Raw genomic sequence first — 22,117 nt, 5'->3', positions numbered from 1 at the left:
TGCCGTCGTGTTCGAGGAAACCCGTACGTGTGCGTTGAACTCGGCCTGTGCATAAGCCCTGTTGGGGACTCCACCGCGCGGTGGAGTCCCCAACAGGCGTCAGGCCATGGCTCAGTGACTCGGCACCGCCTCGTCCGCGTCGGTCGAGGGCGCGTCCTCGACCGCCGGTCCGGCCTCCTCCGCCCCGACCCGGCGCAGCGTCACCAGGGCCAGGATCGCGCCCGCCACCAGGACGGCCGCCCCCGCGCCGCACGCGATCCGCATCCCGTGGGTGAACGCCTCGCGCGCCGCGTCCAGCAGATGCTCACCGGCCCGCCCCTTCAGCGAACCCGCCACCGCGGCGGCCGCGCCCAGCGTCTCGCGCACCTGGTCGAGGGAGTCGGCGGGCAGTCCGGCGCCCAGCGAGTCCTTGACGTCGCTCCGGTAGACGGCGGTGCCGACGCTGCCGAGCACCGCCATGCCCATCGCCCCGCCGAACTCCTGGCCCGTCTCCAGCAGCGCGGCCGCCGAACCCGCCCGCTTCGGCGGGACGGTGCCGATGGCCAGGTCGGTGACGAGCGACATCACCGCGACGATCCCGCTGGCCAGGACCGCGGCGCCGATCAACACGGTCCACAGCGCGTCCGTACCGGCCAGGGCCAGGATCCCGTAGCCGATGGCCGCGGTCGCGAAGCCCGCGCCGATCACGTACGCCCGGTTGGCGCCGCGCTGGACCGCCGCGGCCGCCGCCGGACCGGCGAGGCCGACGCAGACGGACGGGGCCAGGCTCCACAGCGCCGCCTCCAACGGGCCCTTGCCGAGCACTGATTGCAGATACTGGGTGGTGAAGTAGGCCGAGCCCATCATGGCGAAGGTGGCCAGCGCGTTGAGCGCGATCGACGGGCCGAAGCCGCGGTGGTGGAACAGCTCCGGGCTGATCATCGCGTCGCGCCGGATGCGCTGGCGCCGTACGAAGACGGTGCCGATGACGAGACCGGCCAGGATGGACAGCACCGGGATCAGGCCGACACCGTTGTCGGCGGCGATCTTCTTCAGCCCATAGATCACCGGGAGCACGGCGGCCATCGACAGCGGCACGCTCGGCAGATCGAACGGCCCGGGCGCGGGGTCCTTGAACTCCGGCACCAGGAGCGGCACCAGCGCCAGCAGCAGCACCATCGCCGGGACGTTGATCAGGAAGACCGAGCCCCACCAGAAGTGCTCGATCATCACCCCGCTCAGCACCGAGCCCAGCGCGATACCGCCCGCCATGGCCGACGACCAGATCGCGATCGCCTTGGCCCGCTGCTTCTCGTCGAGGAAGAGGTTGCGGACCAGCGCCATCGTCGAGGGCATCAGGGTGGCGCCGCCGATCCCGAGCACCGCCCGTGCGGCGATGAGCATCCCGGCGCTCTGCGCGTACGCCGCCGCCACGGACGCGGCGCCGAAGGCCGCGGCCCCGAACAGCAGCAGCTTCCGCCGTCCGAAGCGGTCGCCCAGCGCTCCCATGGTGATGAGCAGCCCGGCGAGGGCGAAGGCGTAGATGTCGAAGATCCACAGCTGCTGGGTGGAACTGGGGTGCAGCTCCCGGCTGATGGCCGGCACCGCGAAGTACAGCACCGACACATCCATGGAGACCAGGAGGAGCGGAAGCATCAGGACCACGAAGGCGGTCCACTCCCTGCGTCCGGCGCGTGGGCCGGTGGAAGGCGAGGTCATGACGGCGACTATACGAGCGTCTTAAACAAGCGTCTAGTACGTCTGTGTAAAACGATCGTGTGAGACGTTCGTCTAGGACGGTCGTATGGGATCGGGATACCCTGGCGCCATGGGACATCGAGAGGATCTGCTGGCCGGGGCCAAGCGCTGCCTTGAGGAGAAGGGCTGGTCGCGTACGACGGCGCGGGACATCGTGGCCGCCTCGGGCGCCAACCTGGCCTCCATCGGCTACCACTACGGCTCCAAGGACGCCCTGATGCGGGAGGCGCTCTTCGCCTCCATGGGCGACTGGGCCGATGACGTCCAGCGGTCCCTGGAGGCGGACGCCCCGGCCGGTGAGGGCCCGGACACCGGGCTGCGGGAGCGGTTCGAGGCCCGGTGGACCCGAGTGCTGGAGCTGTTCGACAAGCACCAGGCGGTGTGGCGCTCCCAGCTGGAGGCCATCCTCCAGGTCCAGAACGATCCCGAGCTGCGCGCGGCCTTCGGCCGGGCCCAACCGGAGGGGCGCCAGGGGCTGGTGGGGCTGATCCACGGCATCGACGAGCGCGATGTGGACGAGGAGACCTCCCGGGTCATGGGCTCGTTCTATATGACGCTGGTGAGCGGGATGGTCGTCCAGATGGCCATCGACCCCGACCTCATGCCCAGCGCCCATGACCTCGTCGAGGCGATGCGCCGGATCGTCGGCGACGTCCCCGTGGCACCGGCCGCCCCGGACGCCCCGGACGCGCCCGACGCCCCCGTCGGCTGACCCCCGGGCTCAGTGTCCCGGCGGCCCGAGACGCGCCGCCTTCAGCGTCATATGGAGCAGCAGCCGGTCCTCGCCCGCGTCCAGGTCGAGACCGGTCAGCTGCCGCACCCGCGAGAGCCGGTAGTACAGCGTCTGCCGGTGGATGCCCAGCCGCTGGGCGGTGCGCCCGGCCTGGCCCGCGCAGTCGAGGAAGGTCTCGGCGGTGCGGGCGAGCTCGGCGTGGGCGGGCTCCAGCAGCGGCCGTACGGCGGCGTCGGGCGGCAGCGCGGGCAGCGCTGCCAGCAGTCGGTACGGGCCGATGGCGGACCACTCCGCGACCGGGCCCAGGTGGGTGTCGGCGTGCGCCGCCCGCGCGGCGGCCAGCGCCTCCTGCCAGGCGGCGGGCAGATCCTCCAGCCCGCGCCGGGGAGCGCTGATCCCGGCGGCGGCCCCGGGCGCCGGTCTTCCCGGGCCCCGGCCGGCCGCCGTGGCCCGGGGCGAGCGCAACAGCTGCTCGGCCGTCGCGCGGGCCGGGTCCAGGGCGGAGGCCGCGCGCAGCCGGACCAGTGCCGCGAGCCCCGCGCCGGGTGCCCCGGCCGCTCCGGGCGACCCGGACATCCCGGCCGCCGCGTCCCCCAGCAGCGCGCACGCCGCCACGATGCCCGGCAGATGGGGGAGGCCCGGGTGGTCCGCGTCCTCGCCGGTCCCCGGCGTCCACGGCACCACCGCCACCAGCGCCAGCGGCCCGTCGGCCGCTCCACGCAGCGCGCTCCGCAGCCCGGAGCGGGCGGTGTCCCGCCCGGCAGGCGGTCCGGTCAGCGCATCGCGCAGCAGCTCGCCGAGTTCCTCCCCGGCCCGTGCCTCGGCCGCCAGCAGCGCCCCGATGCGGTCCGCGGTCTCCATCGCGCGGACCAGCCGGGGGTCCCGCGCGCCCGCCGGGCCGCCCAGCTCCAGATCGGCGAGATGGCCGTCGTCGAGCAGCCAGACATAGCCGTGCACCACCCCGCGGTGCCGGACGGGCAGACAGATGCGGCCCATGAACACCCCGGCCGCCGGGTCGGGCGGAATCCGCAGCGGAGCCTGCGCCCGGGCGATCCCGAACGCCTCGAACCAGGCCCGCACCGCCGCCGTCGAGCGACGCTGGAGGATCGAGCGGGTGCGCACCGGGTCCAGCGCGGGCTCCGCTGTGCCATCGCTGTCCTCGCTGTCCTGGGCACCGAAGGCGATCAGCGCGAAGTCGCGGTTCTCCAGGGTCGCGGGTGCCCGGAGCACCGCCGTGATCTCGTCCACCAACTGCTGGTAGTCGTCGCGCATGGGTCCCGCCTCTTCCCGCTTTCGCCTCCCACACTCTCATACAGATGTCTGAGATCCCGGCCACGGATGCGTGACAGCTGTCGATGGTCCGGAATCCGCGCCATCCTTAAGTTTCACGGTGAGTTGCCGTTGCCGTTCATCGGCCGTCATCGTGGAGGTGCCCCGTGCTGGGACCCGTGCTGCTCGCCGCTTCGCGCAGTGCCGCCATCCGCCGTATCGTCTCGGCCGCGCCGGTCACCCGCCCGATGGTGGACCGCTTCGTCGCCGGGGAACGGCTGGCCGAGTCCCTGGGGGCGGTGCGGTCGCTGACCGCCCGCGGCCTGGACGTCACCCTGGACCATCTGGGCGAGGACGTGACCGACCGGTCGGAGGCGCTGCGCAGCCGTGACGCCTATCTGGCGCTGACCGAGGCGCTCGCCACCGAGGGGCTCGCCGGACGCGCGGAGATGTCCGTGAAGCTCTCCGCCTTCGGCCAGGCGCTGCCCGGCGGCCACGATCTGGCGCTGGCCAATGTGACCCCGGTCGTGGAGGCCGCCGCCGCGGCGGGCACCACGGTCACCCTCGACATGGAGGACCACACCACGGTGGACTCCACTCTCGCCATCCTCGGCGAGTTGCGCACCCGCTTCCCGCAGACCGGCGCGGTGCTCCAGTCGTATCTCTTCAGGACCGAGGACGACTGCCGGGCGCTGGCCGGGGAAGGCTCCCGGGTGCGGCTGGTGAAGGGCGCGTACAACGAGCCGGCGAGCGTCGCCCACCAGGACAAGCGCGAGGTGGACCGCGCGTATGTGCGCTGTCTGAAGATCCTCATGGCCGGTGACGGCTACCCCATGATCGGGTCGCACGATCCGCGCATGGTCGCCATCGCCCAGGACCTGGCGCACCGCCTCGGGCGCAAGCTGGACGAGTACGAGTTCCAGATGCTGTACGGGATCCGCGTGGCCGAGCAGGAGCGGCTGGTGGCGGAAGGTCACCGTATGCGGGTTTACGTGCCGTATGGCACAGACTGGTATGGGTACTTCATGCGCCGCCTCGCGGAGCGTCCCGCCAACCTCACATTCTTCCTGCGCTCGCTGGTCGGCCGCCGCTGACCGCTCCCGGGATCGCAGACCTCGTAAACCCCCGACGCCCCCGACGATCGAAGGAGACAAGGGCCATCATGGACGCCGTCACCCAGGTCCCCGTGCCGGTGAACGAGCCGGTGCACACCTACGCCCCCGGTACCCCGGAGCGCGCCCGCCTCGAGACCAAGCTCAAGGAGCTCGGCGAGAACCCCATCGACCTGCCGATGACCATCGGCGGCCAGAAGCGGATGGGAGCGGGGGAGCGCTTCGACGTCGTCCAGCCGCACAAGCACTCCGCCCGCCTGGGCACCTACGCCAACGCCACTCAAGCGGACGCGCGGGACGCGATCGACGCGGCCCTGGCCGCGGCCCCGGCGTGGCGCGCGCTCAGCTTCGACGACCGTGCCGCGGTCATCCTCAAGGCCGCCGATCTGCTCTCCGGCCCCTGGCGGGAGACGCTCGCCGCGTCCACCATGCTGGGCCAGTCGAAGACCGCGCAGCAGGCGGAGATCGACACCCCCTGTGAGCTGATCGACTTCTGGCGCTTCAACGTCCACTTCGCCCGCCAGATCCTCGCCGAGCAGCCGGTGACCAACTCGCCCGGGGTCTGGAACCGCACCGACCACCGGCCGCTGGAGGGGTTCGTCTACGCGATCACCCCCTTCAACTTCTCCGCCATCGCGGGCAACCTCCCGACCGCCCCCGCCCTGATGGGCAATGTGGTGGTCTGGAAGCCGTCCCCGACCCAGACGCACGCCGCCGTGCTGCTGATGGAGGTGCTGGAGGAGGCCGGGCTGCCCAAGGGAGTGATCAACCTGGTCACGGGCGACGGCAAGGAGGTCTCCGAGGTGGCGCTGGCCCACCCGGACCTCGCGGGCATCCACTTCACCGGTTCGACCCGTACCTTCCAGTACCTGTGGAAGACGGTCGGCAACAACATCGAGAACTACAAGACCTATCCGCGGCTGGTCGGTGAGACCGGCGGCAAGGACTTCATCGTCGCCCACCCGTCCGCCGATCCGGCGGTGCTGAAGACGGCGATGACCCGCGGCGCCTTCGAGTTCCAGGGCCAGAAGTGCTCCGCGGCCTCCCGCGCCTATGTGCCGCGCTCCCTGTGGGAGAACGGCCTCAAGGAGGAGTTCGCCACCGAGGTCAACGGGCTGACCATGGGCGATGTGGCCGACCTCGACAACTTCATGGGCGCGGTCATCGATGAGCGCGCCTTCGCCAAGAACAAGGCGGCGATCGACCGGGCGAAGTCCGACCCGACGATCGAGGTCGTCGCGGGCGGCTCCTACGACGACAGCGAGGGCTGGTTCGTCCGCCCGACCGTGCTGGTCTCCACCGACCCGGAGAACGAGATCTTCAAGGACGAGTACTTCGGCCCGATCCTCGGGGTGCACGTCTACGAGGACGAGGAGTACGACGCGATGCTGAAGCAGATGGAGTCCGCCGCCCCGTACGGGCTGACCGGCGCCGTCATCGCCCAGGACCGCGCGGCGGCGGCCGCCGCCTGTGAGGCGCTGCGCTTCGCGGCCGGCAACTTCTACATCAACGACAAGCCGACCGGCGCCGTCGTCGGCCAGCAGCCCTTCGGCGGCGGCCGCGCCTCCGGCACCAACGACAAGGCGGGCGCCAAGCAGAACCTGATGCGCTGGACCTCCACCCGCTCCATCAAGGAGACCCTGGTCCCGCCGACCGACTACCGCTACCCGCACATGGGCTGACCCTCGGGCCCGGCGAACCGCGCCCCCGGACCGCGCTGAAGTGGTCCGGGGGCGCGGTGCTGTCCGGGGGCGCGTCGGGGGAAATCTGTGGACGCCCGATACGCGGCGGTGCTAGCGTCAAGCAGTCAAGTAGGCACTATTTACCGCAGTTTACGTGGGTAACCAGGCGCGGGATCGCCCACGGACTTGCGATCGGCCGCCGTTGGTCGAGGTCGGACGGGGGTCGGCCTCGATCATCGGCGTGACGCCGAGAGATGATCACCCTGGGTCAGTGGCCGATATCGCGCTGTTCGCGTCTCAGATAGTAGGACGTCCGACTAATTGTGCAGACACTGACGCTCCGCTGCCTTACTTTTGTGGAAGCCGAACGTCTCGCTGCATCCAGCGATGGCGGCCGCGGCCGGTGCACATCGCGCAGGCGACCCCTGCCGCACCCAGGCCCCCGCCCCTTCCGGCAGCCACCTTCTCGGGGAGCTTTCCTTCCTCCCGGGCGTTCACCGGGGTTCAGCAGAGGAGATGTGATCATGGCCGAGACGACTGTCCGCAGGATCCGCCGCAAGACCGACAACACCGACCGCAAGAAGGCGGCCGCCGCGCTCCAGCGCGCCCTCGACCGCCGGGACAACGGCGGCGCCACCGGTCACTGACGCCGGGCCCGGGTCACCTCGAAGCGGTCGACTCGCTCGCCCGACTCCGCCAGGGCCGTGACCGTGAGCCTGGGGCGGGGGCCCGGTTCCACCTCCACCGCGAGGAACGAGAAGCCGGTGTAGCGGACCCGGGACCAGTCCGCGCCGTCCCGCTCCTTCTCGCCGTCCTTGGTCCAGTGGTAGGTCTTCACCTCGTCGAGGTCCTTGACGTGCCCCTCGTAGCTGTCGGGCACCGGGAACTCGTAGAGCTTCGCGCCCGCCCCGCCCGCCGTCACATAGACGATCCCGTCGCGCACCGCGTCGGCGCTCCCCTCCACCGGGACCCGGCGGGCGGCCTTGCCGCCCCGGAGGGCGTCGGTCCGCTCGTAGACGTGGTTATGGCCGTTGATGACCAGGTCCACCTGGTGCTTGTCGAACAGCGGCACCCACGCGTCGCGCACTCCGCCGTCCGAGGCGTGGGCGCTGGTGGTGGAGTAGGCGCAGTGGTGGAAGAAGACCACCAGGAAGTCGATGCCGGGCCGCTTGCGCAGCTGCCCCAGCTCCCGGTCCAGCCAGCGGGTCTGCGCCCCGTCCGTGTACCCCTTGTTGGCCGGCATCTCGTACGACACGTCATTGGCGTCCAGGGCGACCACGCCCACGTTCCCGTAGACGAACGAATAGACCCCGGGTGCCTTGCGCGGGTCCGGGCCGTTCCCGGGCAGCGACCAGCGGGCCAGCTGGCCGCCGTAGCCGTCGGGGGAGTACCACGCCTCCATGTCGTGGTTGCCGGTGGTCACCATCCACGGCACGCTCGCCGCGACCGAGTCGGTCTGGGCGAGGAAGGAGTCCCAGACCCGGGCGTCATAGAGGTCGGACTTCTTCCCGTGGCCGGTGGTGTCCGCGTAGCACAGGTCCCCGGCGTGCAGATGGAACGACGGGTTCTGGCCGAGGATCAACTGGTCGTTGGCGAGCGCGTCATAGCTCACCCCCTGGTCCCCGAAGGCGGTGAAGACGAACTTCCCGGGCCGGTCCGGCGCGGTGCGGAAGGTGCCCACGGACGCGAAGTGACGCGGCTCGGCGGGGTCGCGGTCCGCGTGCCCGACGCCGTAGTAGTAGGTGACCCCGGGGCGCAGGCCGTCCACCGCGGCGTGCAGATAGAACTGGTCGACCGCGGGCAGCTTGTCGCTCAGCGACGGGGTGTGCAGATGGCGCACCTCGGCCTCGACCTTGCGGGTGAGCTCCAACGGGCTGGTGCCGAGCCGCACATACGGCTTGCGCACCGCGAACGGCACCTGCCAGGAGATCCGCATCTGCGTCCGCGGATCGGCACCGAAGGCCAGATGGCGGCCGAACGGGGCGACCAGCGCGCCGTCCACCGTGGCGGCCCCCGGCTCCGGGCTCGCGGCCGGCGCCGGCTTGGTGTCGGCCGCGCACGCCGCGCCGCCCAGCAGCCCCGCGCCCGCGGCCGTGCCCGCCGTGGCGGCGCCCCCGCGCAGCACCCGGCGGCGGGAGAGCCGGGCCCGCAGATACTCGTGCTGCTCCGCCATGGTCATCCGCCGGGCGAGCCGCTCCGGTACGCCGAACCGTGGTGTATCCATGGACCGGAATGTCCCCCGAGCGGTCAACGGCGCACCATACAGGGGATGAACGGGCGATTGCCGCTGGGCGACCGTCCGAATGGTGGAACGCCTATGTCAATCCATGGGACGAGCGGTAGGGTCCCGGTATGTCTCGCAGCATTCGCCTCGCAGTGATCCCCGGTGACGGTATCGGCCAGGAAGTCGTGGCCCAGGGCCTGAAGGTCCTCTCCGCCGCCCTTCCGCAGGACGTGAAGCTGGAGACCAGGAGTTATGACCTCGGCGCCCAGCGCTGGCACGCCACCGGCGACACCCTGCCGGACGCGGAGCTGGAGTCGCTGAAGGACCACGACGCGATCCTGCTCGGCGCCATCGGCGACCCGTCGGTGCCCTCGGGCGTGCTCGAGCGCGGGCTGCTGCTCAAGCTGCGCTTCGCCTTCGACCACTACGTCAACCTGCGTCCGTCGAAGCTCTTCCCGAACACCCCGACCCCGCTGGCCGGCCGCCCCGACATCGACTTCGTGGTCGTCCGCGAGGGCACCGAGGGCCCGTACGTGGGCAATGGCGGCTCGATGCGCACCGGCACCCCGGACGAGGTCGCCACCGAGGTCAGCCTGAACACCGCCCACGGGGTCGAGCGCGTGGTCCGGGACGCCTACGAGCGCGCCAACTCCCGGCCGCGCAAGAAGCTGACCCTCGTGCACAAGAACAACGTCCTGGTGCACGCCGGCCACCTGTGGAAGAACATCTTCGACCGGGTGGGCCAGGAGTACCCCGAGGTCACCACGGACTATCTGCACGTCGACGCCGCGACGATCTTCTTCGTCACCCAGCCGGAGCGGTTCGACGTGATCGTCACCGACAACCTCTTCGGTGACATCCTCACCGACCTCGCCGCCGCCGTCACCGGTGGCATCGGACTCGCCGCGAGCGGAAACATCAACCCCTCCGGCGCCTTCCCGTCGATGTTCGAGCCGGTCCACGGCTCCGCGCCGGACATCGCGGGCACCGGCAAGGCCGACCCGACGGCGACCGTCCTGTCGGTGGCCCTGCTGCTGTCGCACCTCGGCTACGGGGACGAGGCGGCCCGTATCGAGACCGCCGTCGCCTCGGACCTCGCCGAGCGGGACGCGGCCGCGCCGCGCACCACCGACGAGATCGGCGACGCGCTCGCCGCCCGAGTATCCGGCTGACCCCAGCCTGTGCCAGTGCGCGGCTGGGTGCGACCATCGACCTTGGGCCGCGCGTTGCACAACGCTCACTTCCCCGGCCTCACCTAGGAGATAATCCCCGGTGGGGCCGCTGTGTGAAGAAGAGCTTGGAAGTCCTAGTACCGCTTGCGGGCAGGATGGTGTGAGCGCGGTCCGCCACAACCGAAGGTGAAGGACTACCTGCCATGACGACGCCCACGATCGAGCTCAAGCCCTCCTCCCACCCCCTTCCCGCCGCCGAGCGGGAGAAGATCCTGGCCAACCCCGGATTCGGCCGCCACTTCACCGATCACATGGTGACGGTCAAGTGGACGGAGGGCCGTGGCTGGCACGAGGCCCAGCTCGTGCCGTACGCCCCGCTCTCGCTCGACCCGGCGAACATGACGCTGCACTACGCCCAGACGATCTTCGAGGGGCTCAAGGCGTACCGTCGGCCCGACGGCACCGTGGCCACGTTCCGCCCCGACCAGAACGCCGAGCGGTTCCAGGCGTCCGCGCGCCGCATGGGCATGCCGGAGCTCCCCGTCGAAACCTTCATCGCGGCGTGTGACGCGCTGGTCACCCAGGACAAGGCGTGGGTGCCCGGCCACGGGGAGCAGTCCCTGTACCTGCGGCCCTTCATGTTCGCCACCGAGGTCGGGCTCGGCGTCCGGCCCGCGAACGAGTTCCTCTTCGTGGTGATCGCCTCCCCGGCCGGGGCCTACTTCCCCGGCGGTGTGCGGCCGGTCTCGGTCTGGCTCTCGGAGGAGTACGTCCGCGCGGCGCCCGGCGGCACCGGCGCGGCCAAGACGGGCGGCAACTACGCGGCCTCCCTGGTCGCCCAGGCACAGGCCGCCGAGCAGGGCTGTGACCAGGTGGTCTGGCTGGACGCGATCGAGCGCCGCTGGATCGAGGAGATGGGCGGGATGAACCTGTACTTCGTGTACGGGAACCGCATCGTGACCCCCGAGCTGTCGGGTTCGCTGCTGCCGGGGATCACCCGCGCCTCGCTGCTGGAGATCGCCGCCGACCTCGGCTACGAGGTCACCGAGGGCCGGATCTCCGTCGACGACTGGCGCGAGGGCAACGCCGACGGGACCCTCACCGAGGTCTTCGCCTGCGGTACGGCGGCCGTGATCACCCCGGTCGGCTCGGTCAAGTCCGCCCGGGCGAGCTGGACGGTGGCCGACGGTGAGCCGGGCGAGGTGACGATGCGGCTGCGCAGGGCGCTGCTGGACATCCAGACCGGCGCCGCCCCGGACCCGCATGGCTGGATGCACCCTCTGGGCTGAACCCTCTGGGCCGACCTTCGGGCGTCACCTCGTTGACACCGGGGGTTCGCATCCTGAGACGGATGAGAGAGCGGGGGCGGAATGTGCCAGACTGCCTCCGTGCTCTCGTTCGCCATGATTATTGGCAGCAGGCGCGCCGGTCCGCAGTGACCGCCCGTACGACCCGGTACAGGGCGGCCACCGTGCCCCAGACCCGCGCGCAGACCTCTCGCACCCGCGAGGGGTCTTTTCGTTTTCCGGACCATCCCGCCGGAGGCGAAGCGTGAGGGATCATAGGAGGGCGCGGAACCGGATATTCCGGTAGACCGAGATCCATCCGACAGGAGCCAGACCAACCATGAAGGATCTGCCCGACGACGGCTTGCATGTCTTCGACACCACCCTGCGCGACGGAGCGCAGCGCGAGGGCATCAACCTCACGGTCGCGGACAAGCTGACCATCGCCCGTCACCTGGACGACTTCGGCGTGGGCTTCATCGAGGGCGGCTGGCCCGGCGCCAACCCGCGCGACACGGAGTTCTTCGCCCGGGCCCGCGCCGAGATCGACTTCAAGCACGCCCAGCTGGTGGCGTTCGGCGCCACCCGCAAGGCGGGGGTGCGCGCCGAGGACGACGCCCAGGTCAAGGCGCTGCTGGAGTCCGGGGCGCCGGTGATCACCCTGGTGGCGAAGTCCCACGACCGCCATGTGGAGCTGGCCCTGCGCACCACGCTCGAGGAGAACCTCGCGATGGTCCGCGAGACCGTCGCCTACCTGCGGTCCCAGGGCCGCCGGGTCTTCCTCGACTGCGAGCACTTCTTCGACGGCTACCGCGCCAATGCCGGCTACGCCAAGCAGGTCGTCTCCGCCGCCCACGAGGCGGGCGCCGAGGTGGTGATCCTCTGCGACACCAACGGTGGCATGCTCCCCGGCCAGATCGACGCGGTGGTCCGCACCGTGCTGGCCGACACCGGGGCGCGGCTGGGCATCCACGCCCAGGACGACACCGGCTGCGCGGTCGCCAACACCCTCGCCGCCGTGGACGCGGGCGCCACCCACGTCCAGTGCACGGCCAACGGCTACGGCGAGCGGGTGGGCAACGCCAACCTCTTCCCCGTCGTCGCGGCCCTGGAGCTCAAGTACGGCCGCCGGGTACTGCCGGAGGGCGCCCTGGAGGAGATGACCCGGATCTCGCACGCGATCGCCGAGGTCGTCAATCTGACGCCGTCCACTCACCAGCCCTATGTGGGTGTTTCCGCCTTCGCCCACAAGGCCGGACTGCACGCCTCCGCGATCAAGGTCGACCCGGATCTGTACCAGCACATCGACCCCGAGCGGGTCGGCAACACCATGCGGATGCTCGTCTCCGACATGGCCGGACGGGCGTCGATCGAGCTCAAGGGCAAGGAGCTGGGCATCGACCTCGGCGGCGACCGGGCGCTGGTGGGCCGGATCGTGGAGCGGGTCAAGGAGCGGGAGCTCGCGGGCTACACCTACGAGGCCGCCGACGCCTCCTTCGAGCTGCTGCTGCGCCAGGAGGTCGAGGGCCGTCCCCGCCGCTTCTTCCGCGTCGAGTCCTGGCGGGCGATCGTCGAGGACCGCCCGGACGGCACCCACGCCAACGAGGCCACCGTGAAACTGTGGGCCAAGGGCGAGCGCATCGTCGCCACGGCGGAGGGCAACGGTCCGGTCAACGCGCTGGACCGGGCGCTGCGGGTGGGTCTTGAGCGGATCTATCCGCAGCTGGCGACGATGGAGCTGGTGGACTACAAGGTCCGCATCCTGGAAGGCAAGCACGGCACCGAGTCCACCACCCGGGTGCTGGTCTCCACCGCGGACGGCCAGGGGGAGTGGTCGACCGTGGGCGTCGGGGAGAACGTGATCGCCGCGTCCTGGCAGGCCCTGGACGACGCCTACGCCTATGGGCTGCTGCGGGCCGGAGTGGACCCTCAGGAGTGACGCCGGCCGGATGGCGCGGATATCCGGATGGTGCGGCTCCGGCGGCCGCGGGAGTAGGGTGCGGGGAGCGGAGCGCGGCCGACGTGCTCCGTTGCCCGATCCGGCCGCACGGCCGCTCCGGCGGACGGCGCCCATCCGGGTGGTCGCGCCCGCCCCTCGCACCATCACGGCCTGGAGGTTTGTGGGGTGCCGACAGGGCCGATAGTCCTTTAGGACACCAGGTAGTGAGAAAGCCGCTGTCCAGTTCTGTTCCGCCTGCCCACCAAAACGCCCTTGACGTTGTAGGGAATTGACATGCGTTTCCGGGGGTCCGGGAACGTACCGTCATTGCATGACCAATCTCGAAGGTGCGCCTGCTGAGGCGAGTGACGTTCGCGGGCGCGTCGCCGAGCTGCACGCGATTCGCGAGCAGGCTCGGCGCGGCCCGAGCGAGCGGGCGACCGAGGCCCAGAAGGCCAAGGGGAAGCTGACGGCTCGCGAGCGGATCGATCTGCTGCTTGACGAGGGGTCCTTCAACGAAGTGGAGCCGCTGCGGCGGCATCGTGCGACCGGGTTCGGGCTTGAGGCCAAGAAGCCTTACACCGACGGTGTCGTCACCGGCTGGGGGACCGTCCACGGACGGACGGTGTTCGTCTACGCACACGACTTCAGGATCTTCGGCGGGGCGCTGGGGGAAGCCCACGCCACCAAGATCCACAAGATCATGGACATGGCCATCTCGGCCGGGGCGCCGCTGGTGTCCCTCAACGACGGCGCCGGTGCCCGCATCCAGGAGGGCGTCTCGGCGCTCGCCGGTTACGGGGGCATCTTCCAGCGGAACACCAAGGCGTCCGGTGTCATCCCCCAGATCAGCGTGATGCTCGGCCCGTGCGCGGGCGGCGCGGCGTACTCCCCGGCGCTGACGGACTTCGTCTTCATGGTCCGGGAGACCTCGCAGATGTTCATCACCGGACCCGATGTGGTCCAGGCGGTGACGGGCGAGAAGGTCAGCCAGAACGGACTGGGCGGCGCGGATGTGCACGCCGAGACCTCGGGTGTGTGCCACTTCGCCTACGACGACGAGGAGACCTGCCTCGAGGAGGTCCGCTACCTCCTGTCGCTGCTGCCGCAGAACAACCGCGAGAACCCGCCGACCGTCGAGTCCGACGACCCGGCCTCCCGGCGCGGCGACGCGCTGCTGGACCTGGTCCCGGCCGACGGCAACCGGCCGTACGACATGCGCAAGGTCATCGAGGAGATCGTCGACGACGGTGAGTACCTCGAGGTCCACGAGCGCTGGGCGACCAACATCATCTGCGCGCTGACCCGGCTCGACGGCCAGGTGGTCGGCATCATCGCCAACCAGCCGCAGTCGCTGGCCGGGGTGCTGGACATCGAGGCGTCGGAGAAGTCCGCGCGCTTCATCCAGATGTGCGACGCCTTCAACATCCCGCTGGTCACCTTCCTCGACGTACCCGGCTTCCTGCCCGGTGTGGACCAGGAGCACGGCGGGATCATCCGGCACGGCGCCAAGATGCTGTACGCGTACTGCAACGCCACCGTGCCGCGGATCTCCGTCATCCTGCGCAAGGCGTACGGCGGCGCCTACATCGTGATGGACTCCCAGTCCATCGGGGCCGACCTGACCTACGCCTGGCCGACCAACGAGATCGCGGTGATGGGTGCCGAGGGCGCCGCCAACGTGATCTTCCGCCGTCAGATCGCCGGGGCCGACGACCCCGAGGCCATGCGCGCGCGCATGGTCAAGGAGTACAAGTCCGAGCTGATGCACCCGTACTACGCGGCCGAGCGGGGGCTGGTCGACGATGTGATCGACCCGGCCGAAACCCGTGAGGTCCTCATCCGGTCCCTGGCGATGCTGCGCGACAAGCACGCCGACCTGCCGTCCCGCAAGCACGGCAACCCGCCGCAGTAACCCTCACGTTCATGACCTCGCGCGGGACCCGCGCGACAAGGGAGAAGAGAAAACCGTGAGCACACCCAGCGATACCGCCGATCCCGCCGCCGCGGCGGCGGCCACCCTGGTCCGGGTCGAGAAGGGCCACGCCGACGCCGAGGAGCTCGCCGCGGTCACCGCGGTACTGCTCGCCCGCGCGGCCGCCGGCACCCACCGGACCGCCGGCTCCACCCGCCCGAGCCGCAGCGCCGCCCGCTGGCGCCGTCTGGAGCGCCGCCCGGCGTTCAGCGCGCCGCACAGCTGGCAGGGCTGACCGCCCAGCCGCACAGCCGGCAGAGCGCCCACAGGCGCCGCCGGGCCCGGACGGCCGCACACCGCCTGGACCCGAGAAGGCCCGCTGAAACGCACAAATCCCCTGTTCTCCTCCGGAGAGCAGGGGATTTTGGCTTCCGCCGTCGGCCTCGGCTAGCGCAGCCGGGCCATCAGCGCGTGCTCGACCAGGGTGATCAGCGCGCTCTTGGCCTCGCTGCGGTGGCGGGCGTCGGTGGTGATGATCGGCGCGTCGGGGCCGATCTGGAGGGCCTCGCGGACCTCTTCGGGGTTGTAGGGCTGGTGCCCGTCGAAGCCGTTGAGGGCGATGACGAAGGGCAGGCCGGAGTTCTCGAAGTAGTCGACCGCCGGGAAGCAGTCGGCGAGGCGGCGGGTGTCCACCAGGACGACCGCGCCGATGGCGCCGCGGACCAGGTCGTCCCACATGAACCAGAAGCGGTCCTGGCCGGGCGTGCCGAACAGATACAGGATCAGGTCCTGGTCCAGCGTGATGCGGCCGAAGTCCATGGCCACCGTGGTGGTGGTCTTGTCCGGCGCGTGGGTGAGATCGTCGATCCCCGCCGAGGCGGAGGTCATCACGGCTTCGGTGCGCAGCGGGTTGATCTCCGAGACCGCGCCGACGAACGTGGTCTTGCCCACGCCGAAGCCGCCCGCCACCACGATTTTCGCGGAGGTGGTGGAGCGGGCTGCACCGCTAGAGCTTGCGAAGTCCACTGAGCACCCTTTCGAGCAGTGTCACGTCAGGCTGACCGCCGGCGGACTCGTCGCCGCCGGGCTGATGGATCGCGACGAGCCCCGCCTCGGCCAGGTCGGCTACGAGGATGCGGGCTACGCCGAGAGGAATGGTGAGCAGTGCGGAGATCTCGGCGACCGACTTGATCTCGCGGCACAGTTGGCAGATCCGCTGGTGCTCGGGCAGTTGGCCCTGGAGCTGAGCGGGGTCTGCCGTGGTGTGCACCAGCGCCTCGATGGCGAGCTGGTACCGGGGCCGGGTCCGGCCCCCTGTCATGGCGTACGGGCGCACCAGAGGGTTATGAGTGCCACCCGCGGGGGAGGAAGGTTCCGGGGCTGGGCGCTCAGGCGGCTGTACGGGCTCGATACGGGGCGCGGGCGGCGCGTCGTACCAGGACCCCTCCGACGGCCCGGGAGGCGCGTAGGAGGGCGTGTACGGCTGTTGCTGGGGCCGCTGCTGCTGCCGCCGCGGGGGCTGCTGCTCCCGCTGGGGCTCCGGCTGCTGTGGCGAGCGGGCCTGGCGGCTGGGTGCGGAGGGGAAGTTGTAGCGCTTCACTGGGCCCTCTCCGCGCGGCTCGGACGGCTGCCCGTGGGCGTACGGATATCCGCTAGGGGGCGTTGCCACGTGTCCTCCTCCAACTCGCCTGTCTTGCCGGTCGCGCCACCGCACCCTATGGCGCGGTGGCGCGAAACGCACTCCATGTTTGCTAGTTGAGAAGACTGCCCTGCAATTCCGCGCGGAGATCCGGGGTCAGAACGTTGCCCGCGCGATCGACCAGCAGGGCCATCTCGTAGCCGACGAGGCCGATGTCGCACTCGGGGTGGGCGAGTACGGCGAGGGAGGATCCGTCGGAGATCGACATGATGAAGAGGAAGCCTCGTTCCATTTCGACGACGGTCTGGTTGACCACGCCGCCTTCGAAGATGCGGGAGGCTCCGGAGGTGAGCGAGGTCAGGCCGGAGGCCACCGCCGCCAGTTGATCGGCTCGGTCACGGGGGAAGCCTTCGGACATCGCCAGAAGGAGTCCGTCGGCGGAGACCACCACCGTGTGGGACACCCCGGGGGTGTTGTCCACGAAGTTCGTGATCAACCAGTTCAGGTTCTGCGCCGCCTGGCTCATCGGGCTCACACTAACGCTCCTGATCGTAGGTGCTGCCGGGGCCGAAGCCCTGTTGGTCATGCTGGTCACGCCCGGGGGTCCCGGATCCCGCGTCGCGTCCCCGCTGGACGCCGCGGCGCAGGTTGCTCAGCCTGCCGCGGATGTCCTCCGGGGCGCGGGAGACCTGGGGGCCGCCCTGTCCGGTCGGCTCCGCGGCGCCCTCGACCAGATTGGCCTTGGGCACCCGGCGGGGCAGGCCGGACGATGTGACCCCGCCGGCCTTCGGCTCGCGCAGCCGCTCGGCACGGTGCCAGCGGTGGTCGTTCTCCGACTGCCACGGGGCACCGTCCTCCTGCTGCTGGGGAGCCTGATGGGGCCGCTCCGGCGCCGCGGGCGCCGCCGGGTCCCCGACCATCCCCTGTGCCCCTGTTTCCTCGGACGGCTGCCACTGCTTGTCACGACGCGGAAGCCCGGCGTCGGTCAGCGAGTGGATTCCGCTCGGGGAGGGGCCCGGACGGTGGAACTCTACGCGGTCCCGGGAAACTTCGGGAGCGCTGGGTCCTGATTCCGCTTCGGTCCCGAACTGCGACGCGTAGGGCATCTCGAAAGATCCGGAATCGCCCCACTCTCCCTGCTGAGAGGGTGAGTTGTAGTCGATGTACGGCTGCCGTTCGGATTCCGTTTGAGTTGTGTAATCCGCTTCCGGTTGCGTAAAGGCGGAATTCTGGTAGGGGGACTGAGCCAACGGATCGGAAGCAGCCTGGTCATGCCGCGGATCCTGCTCGGGCGGGGTGGCCCCCATTCCGCTGTACTGGCCCAGGAACTGGTTCTGCCCCTGGTCCCGGTCGTATGCGGAGTCGTCGAAGCCCAGCTCGGCGGCGGTGCGCGAGGACAGCTCGGTCGCGTCCTCGTAGGTGGGCGCGGGCCGCGGCTCGGGAGCGATCCGGGAGACCGTGAAGTCGTCCTGGGGCAGTTCCTCGCCGCCACCGCCGTGGGTGATCGCCTCGGGCAGCATCACCAGCGAGGTGGTGCCCGCCAGCTCCCCGGAGGGGCGCAGCTGGACCCGGATGCCATGCCGGTCGGCGAGGCGGCCGACCACGAACAGGCCCATGCGCTGGGACACCGAGGCGTCCACCGTCGGCGGATTGGCCAGCTTGTGGTTGATGTCCGCGAAGTCCTCGGCGGTGAGGCCGATGCCCTTGTCGTGGATCTCCACCACCACCCGGCCGTCGGGCAGCCGGGTCGAGGTGACCCGCACCTTGGTGTGCGGGGAGGAGAAGGTGGTGGCGTTCTCCAGCAGCTCGGCCAGCAGGTGCACCAGGTCGGTCACCGCGGTGCCGTGGATCTCGCTCTCGGAGATCCCGGCCAGCTCGATCCGCTCGTAGGACTCCACCTCCGAGGAGGCGGCCCGCAACACGTCGATCAGCGGCACCGGCTGGTTCCAGCGCCGGCCGGGCTCCTCGCCCGCGAGGATCAGGAGGTTCTCGCCGTTGCGCCGCATACGGGTGGCCAGGTGGTCCAGCCGGAAGAGGTGCTCCAGCTGGTCCGGATCGGCCTCCCGGCTCTCCAGTTCGGAGATCAGGGTCAGCTGCCGCTCGATCAGTCCCTGGTTGCGACTGGAAAGGTTGGTGAAGATCGCGTTGACGCCGCCGCGCAGCATCGCCTGCTCGGCCGCGAGCCGGATCGCCTCGCGGTGCACCTGGTCGAAGGCGCGGGCCACCTCGCCGATCTCGTCCCGGGTGTTGATCGGTATCGAGGTGACCCGGGTGTCCACCCGTCCGGGGTCGGTGCGGGAGAGCTGGCCGACCACCGCCGGCAGCCGCTTCTCGGCGACCTCGAAGGCGGCGTTGCGCAGTTGCCGCATCGAATGGCTCATCGAGCGGGCCATCCGGGCGGCCACGAAGAAGGCCGCGAGGAGTGCCAGCACCACGATCGCGCCGTTCACGATCGCGTCGCGCCGGGCGTCCGAGGAGATCTGCGCCGCCTCGTCCACGGCCTTGTTCACCAGGGTCTGCTCGACGTCCCGGTAGGCGTTGAACTTGATCGTGGAGGCGTTGAACCAGGAGTCCGGGGTGACCCCCTGGGCGGCCAGCGCGGAGGGGCTCGCTCCGCTGCCCATGGCCTTGAGCATCTTGTCCATGCCGGGCGGCGCCACAAACTTCTTGCCGGCCGCCTCGGCCTTCCGCTTCGCCTCGGCGATTTGCGTCTGCGCACGCTTCTCCGCCGCCGTGAGGGTGTCCTCGAGCCGGGTCACGTCCTGCGGGGTGCCGGCGGCCTCGAACTCCCCGAGCGCGATGCCCTCGAGGTAGACGTACGAGGTGAAGGCGGTGAGCTGGGTCTTGCGGTCGGTCGCGGACGGGCCGGGCTTCACCAGCAGATGGGTGCCGATGGAGCGCTGGAGCGACTCCGCGCCCTTGGCCAGGGATACCGCGTAGACGGTACGGCCGTATGACGTGATATTGCCGGTGCCCAGGCCCAGTTCATTGGCGAACTCGATCAGCCCGTGCTCGACGGCCACATAGCCCTCTTCGGTCTTCACCCCGTCGAGGCGGTCGGTGTAGGCGTTCCGGCGCAGGGCGGCCAGCTGCGGTTCGGCGGCTCTGAACGCTTTGAGGCGGCGTTTCAAGGTCGGCGTCTGCGGCATGTCGGCGACGGCCTTGTCGAAATCCTTCTTCGCCGCGTCGCTGGCGTCCCGGGCCTTGGCCACCGTGGCCTCGTTGGTGCCGCTGAGCAGCGGGCCCGCGGTCAGGTCGCGCTCGTTGACCAGGGCGTGGGCGTAGGTGGTGGCGGCCCGGACGACCTGGGCGGTGCGCTCGGCGTCCCGCGCCTCGTTCCAGGTGGAAACCGATGAGGCGACCTGGAAGCCACCGAAGACCAGGGCGACGAGCACGGGGATGAGCAGGATCGCGTACAGCCGGCCGCGCACCCGCCAGTTCCGAGGGGAGATCCGGCCACCGCTGGGTGCGGGTGGCTCCGCTGCCTCGGCGGGCGACGCCGCTGTGCCTGTACGCGGCGGCGGGGTGAAGTTCCCTCGCGCCTCTTGCGCGGGGTCCGGCTTGCTTCGCCTCACTCGACCAACAACCTCTCGGCATCGGCACCTGATTCGTGCCGTTCCCAGCTGAGCCCTGACTGCCCAGTTCAGCGAATTCCAGCACGCCGCGCGGGTGCTTTCCAAACAGTGCGCAAAGCGGTCAGTGCGTTGTCTGGACCAGAGAAAAAAGGGGCGTTACGGCCGAGACATGTCGAATACCGAACTATTTTGAGTGCGCACCGGAGCTGCGCGATCGCGCTCTGTGCCGACTGCCGGTGCATATCTCTGTCGAAACGTTATGAATGACGAGCGGGCCGTGTCGTTCGACACAGCCCGCCCTGCGTCGGTTTTCCGACAACTTCCGGACAGTGGCCCCTACTTGAGTCGGGCCATCAGCGCATGCTCGACCAGCGTGATGAGCGCGCTCTTCGCCTCGCTGCGATGGCGCGCGTCGGTGGTGATGATGGGAGTGTCCGGGCCGATCTGGAGGGCCTCGCGGACCTCTTCGGGGTTGTAGGGCTGCTGGCCGTCGAAGCCGTTGAGGGCGATGACGAAGGGCAGGCCGGAGTTCTCGAAGTAGTCGACCGCCGGGAAGCAGTCGGCGAGGCGGCGGGTGTCCACCAGGACCACGGCGCCGATGGCGCCGCGCACCAAGTCGTCCCACATGAACCAGAAGCGGTCCTGGCCGGGCGTGCCGAACAGGTACAGGATCAGGTCGTCATCGAGCGTGATGCGGCCGAAGTCCATCGCCACGGTCGTCGTGGTCTTGTCCTGGACGTGGCTCAGATCGTCGATCCCCGCCGAGGCCGACGTCATCACGGCTTCGGTGCGCAGCGGATTGATCTCCGAGACCGCGCCGACGAACGTGGTCTTGCCCACGCCGAAGCCGCCCGCCACCACGATCTTCGCCGAGGTGGTCGCGCGGGAGGGGGGAGCACCGCTAGAGCTTGCGAAGTCCACTGAGCACCCTTTCGAGCAGTGTCACATCCGGAGTCCCGCCCGCTTCCGAACCGCCCCCGGGCTGGTGGATCGCCACCATGCCGGCCTCCGCCAGGTCCGCCACCAGGATGCGTGCCACACCGAGGGGGATGTTCAGCAGCGCCGAGACCTCGGCGACCGACTTGACCTCCTGGCACAGGTGGCAGATCCGCTGGTGCTCGGGAAGGAGCCCCTGGAGATGCACGGGGTCGGCCGTCGTGCTGACCAGTGCCTCGATGGCGAGCTGGTAGCGGGGCCGGGTCCGGCCACCGGTCATGGCATAGGGGCGCACCAATGGCTGGTCGCCTTCACCCCCGTACGGCGATTGGTGATGGCCGCCGTACGGGCCGGGCGAGGCGGGGGGCGGGGTCATGGATCCTCCGGTCGGACAACAAGGTGACGGTGGTGCCGTCGGTCGGTGCCGGTGGGGGGGCCGCCCGGCCGTATGGCCGGGCGGGCGGGCGTCGGATGGTCGTTGGATCAGTTCAACAGGCTGCCCTGAAGTTCGGCGCGCAGGTCCGGTGTGAGGACGTTGCCCGCGCGATCGACCAGCAGGGCCATCTCGTAGCCGACGAGGCCGATGTCGCACTCGGGGTGGGCGAGCACGGCGAGGGAGGATCCGTCGGAGATCGACATGATGAAGAGGAAGCCTCGTTCCATTTCGACGACGGTCTGGTTGACCACGCCGCCTTCGAAGATGCGGGAGGCTCCGGAGGTGAGCGAGGTCAGGCCGGAGGCCACCGCCGCCAGTTGATCGGCTCGGTCACGGGGGAAGCCTTCGGACATCGCCAGAAGGAGTCCGTCGGCGGAGACCACCACCGTGTGGGACACCCCGGGGGTGTTGTCCACGAAGTTCGTGATCAACCAGTTCAGATTCTGCGCCGCCTGGCTCATC

General features: G+C 70.3%; 19 protein-coding genes. 9 read left to right on the top strand and 10 right to left on the bottom strand.

All coding sequences use genetic code 11. The features are described 5' to 3' along the window. Positions 1-111: 111 nt before the first annotated feature. A complete protein-coding gene (locus ACMTAK_RS16855) occupies positions 112-1,698 on the bottom strand; it encodes an MFS transporter (protein WP_413806983.1) in 1,587 nt (528 codons plus the stop codon). 109 nt (positions 1,699-1,807) lie between these two features. On the opposite strand from ACMTAK_RS16855, the gene ACMTAK_RS16850 reads away from it, so the two are divergent. Continuing rightward, positions 1,808-2,449, top strand: coding sequence for a TetR/AcrR family transcriptional regulator (locus tag ACMTAK_RS16850; protein WP_413806982.1), 642 nt, complete (start codon positions 1,808-1,810; stop codon positions 2,447-2,449). 9 nt (positions 2,450-2,458) lie between these two features. Here the strand turns inward: ACMTAK_RS16850 and ACMTAK_RS16845 are convergent, their stop codons facing one another. Next, entirely contained in the window at positions 2,459-3,742 is a 1,284-nt protein-coding gene (locus ACMTAK_RS16845; protein WP_413806981.1) for a PucR family transcriptional regulator, read from the bottom strand. A gap of 164 nt (positions 3,743-3,906) precedes the next feature. Between ACMTAK_RS16845 and ACMTAK_RS16840 the strand changes: the two genes are divergently transcribed. From ACMTAK_RS16840 to ACMTAK_RS16830, 3 genes are all read left to right on the top strand, one after another. After that, positions 3,907-4,833 carry a proline dehydrogenase family protein gene (locus ACMTAK_RS16840; RefSeq protein WP_413806980.1) on the top strand — a complete coding sequence of 309 codons (927 nt, stop codon included), beginning with the start codon at positions 3,907-3,909 and terminating at the stop codon, positions 4,831-4,833. A 68-nt stretch (positions 4,834-4,901) separates the two neighbouring features. After that, positions 4,902-6,533 carry an L-glutamate gamma-semialdehyde dehydrogenase gene (pruA, locus tag ACMTAK_RS16835; RefSeq protein ID WP_413806979.1) on the top strand — a complete coding sequence of 544 codons (1,632 nt, stop codon included), beginning with the start codon at positions 4,902-4,904 and terminating at the stop codon, positions 6,531-6,533. 524 nt (positions 6,534-7,057) lie between these two features. Beyond that, the gene (locus tag ACMTAK_RS16830; protein ID WP_020868213.1) at positions 7,058-7,180 is read left to right on the top strand and encodes a hypothetical protein; all 123 of its coding nucleotides are present in this window, start codon (positions 7,058-7,060) and stop codon (positions 7,178-7,180) included. On the opposite strand, the gene ACMTAK_RS16825 is transcribed toward ACMTAK_RS16830, so the two are convergent. Next, complete coding sequence (locus ACMTAK_RS16825) at positions 7,174-8,757, bottom strand: purple acid phosphatase family protein (RefSeq protein ID WP_413806978.1); 1,584 nt, start codon at positions 8,755-8,757, stop codon at positions 7,174-7,176. The two genes, ACMTAK_RS16830 and ACMTAK_RS16825, sit on opposite strands and share 7 nt — an antisense overlap. A gap of 128 nt (positions 8,758-8,885) precedes the next feature. Here ACMTAK_RS16825 and ACMTAK_RS16820 point away from each other — a divergent pair, with 128 nt between their 5' ends. The 5 genes from ACMTAK_RS16820 (at position 8,886) to ACMTAK_RS16800 (ending at position 15,364) form a co-directional block, all read left to right on the top strand. Further along, positions 8,886-9,929, top strand: a complete 1,044-nt coding sequence (locus tag ACMTAK_RS16820) for a 3-isopropylmalate dehydrogenase (protein ID WP_413806977.1) — start codon at positions 8,886-8,888, stop codon at positions 9,927-9,929. Between the two features lie 203 nt (positions 9,930-10,132). Continuing rightward, entirely contained in the window at positions 10,133-11,218 is a 1,086-nt protein-coding gene (locus tag ACMTAK_RS16815; protein WP_413806976.1) for a branched-chain amino acid aminotransferase, read from the top strand. Positions 11,219-11,555: 337 nt separating this feature from the next. Then, a complete protein-coding gene (gene cimA, locus ACMTAK_RS16810; RefSeq protein WP_413806975.1) occupies positions 11,556-13,154 on the top strand; it encodes a citramalate synthase in 1,599 nt (532 codons plus the stop codon). A gap of 331 nt (positions 13,155-13,485) precedes the next feature. Continuing rightward, entirely contained in the window at positions 13,486-15,069 is a 1,584-nt protein-coding gene (locus tag ACMTAK_RS16805; protein ID WP_413806974.1) for an acyl-CoA carboxylase subunit beta, read from the top strand. Positions 15,070-15,124: 55 nt separating this feature from the next. Further along, a complete protein-coding gene (locus ACMTAK_RS16800) occupies positions 15,125-15,364 on the top strand; it encodes an acyl-CoA carboxylase subunit epsilon (RefSeq protein WP_413806973.1) in 240 nt (79 codons plus the stop codon). A 152-nt stretch (positions 15,365-15,516) separates the two neighbouring features. Here ACMTAK_RS16800 and ACMTAK_RS16795 read toward each other — a convergent pair whose 3' ends face one another. From ACMTAK_RS16795 to ACMTAK_RS16765, 7 genes are all read right to left on the bottom strand, one after another. Next, positions 15,517-16,095, bottom strand: a complete 579-nt coding sequence (locus tag ACMTAK_RS16795; RefSeq protein ID WP_075200410.1) for a GTP-binding protein — start codon at positions 16,093-16,095, stop codon at positions 15,517-15,519. Then, positions 16,076-16,738: a DUF742 domain-containing protein gene (locus ACMTAK_RS16790; protein WP_413806972.1), complete on the bottom strand. Its 663-nt coding sequence runs from the start codon at positions 16,736-16,738 to the stop codon at positions 16,076-16,078. The genes ACMTAK_RS16795 and ACMTAK_RS16790 overlap by 20 nt, the downstream gene beginning before the upstream one ends. Before the next feature lie 82 nt (positions 16,739-16,820). Beyond that, positions 16,821-17,234, bottom strand: a complete 414-nt coding sequence (locus ACMTAK_RS16785) for a roadblock/LC7 domain-containing protein (RefSeq protein ID WP_020868201.1) — start codon at positions 17,232-17,234, stop codon at positions 16,821-16,823. 10 nt (positions 17,235-17,244) lie between these two features. After that, positions 17,245-20,283: a sensor histidine kinase gene (locus ACMTAK_RS16780; protein ID WP_413806971.1), complete on the bottom strand. Its 3,039-nt coding sequence runs from the start codon at positions 20,281-20,283 to the stop codon at positions 17,245-17,247. Positions 20,284-20,619: 336 nt separating this feature from the next. Beyond that, the gene (locus tag ACMTAK_RS16775) at positions 20,620-21,204 is read right to left on the bottom strand and encodes a GTP-binding protein (protein WP_078956609.1); all 585 of its coding nucleotides are present in this window, start codon (positions 21,202-21,204) and stop codon (positions 20,620-20,622) included. After that, positions 21,185-21,595, bottom strand: coding sequence for a DUF742 domain-containing protein (locus tag ACMTAK_RS16770; protein ID WP_014055140.1), 411 nt, complete (start codon positions 21,593-21,595; stop codon positions 21,185-21,187). The genes ACMTAK_RS16775 and ACMTAK_RS16770 overlap by 20 nt, the downstream gene beginning before the upstream one ends. Before the next feature lie 107 nt (positions 21,596-21,702). Next, on the bottom strand, positions 21,703-22,116 hold the full coding sequence (locus tag ACMTAK_RS16765; protein ID WP_020868201.1) for a roadblock/LC7 domain-containing protein: 414 nt from the start codon (positions 22,114-22,116) through the stop codon (positions 21,703-21,705). Between the last annotated feature and the right edge of the window lies 1 nt (position 22,117).

Origin of the sequence: Streptomyces lacaronensis, assembly GCF_047337785.1 — a bacterium.
Taxonomy (GTDB): Bacteria; Actinomycetota; Actinomycetes; order Streptomycetales; family Streptomycetaceae; genus Streptomyces; species Streptomyces lycopersici.
The sequence above is the reverse complement of the archived record's forward strand: the minus strand, read 5'-3'. Positions and strand labels throughout refer to the sequence as shown.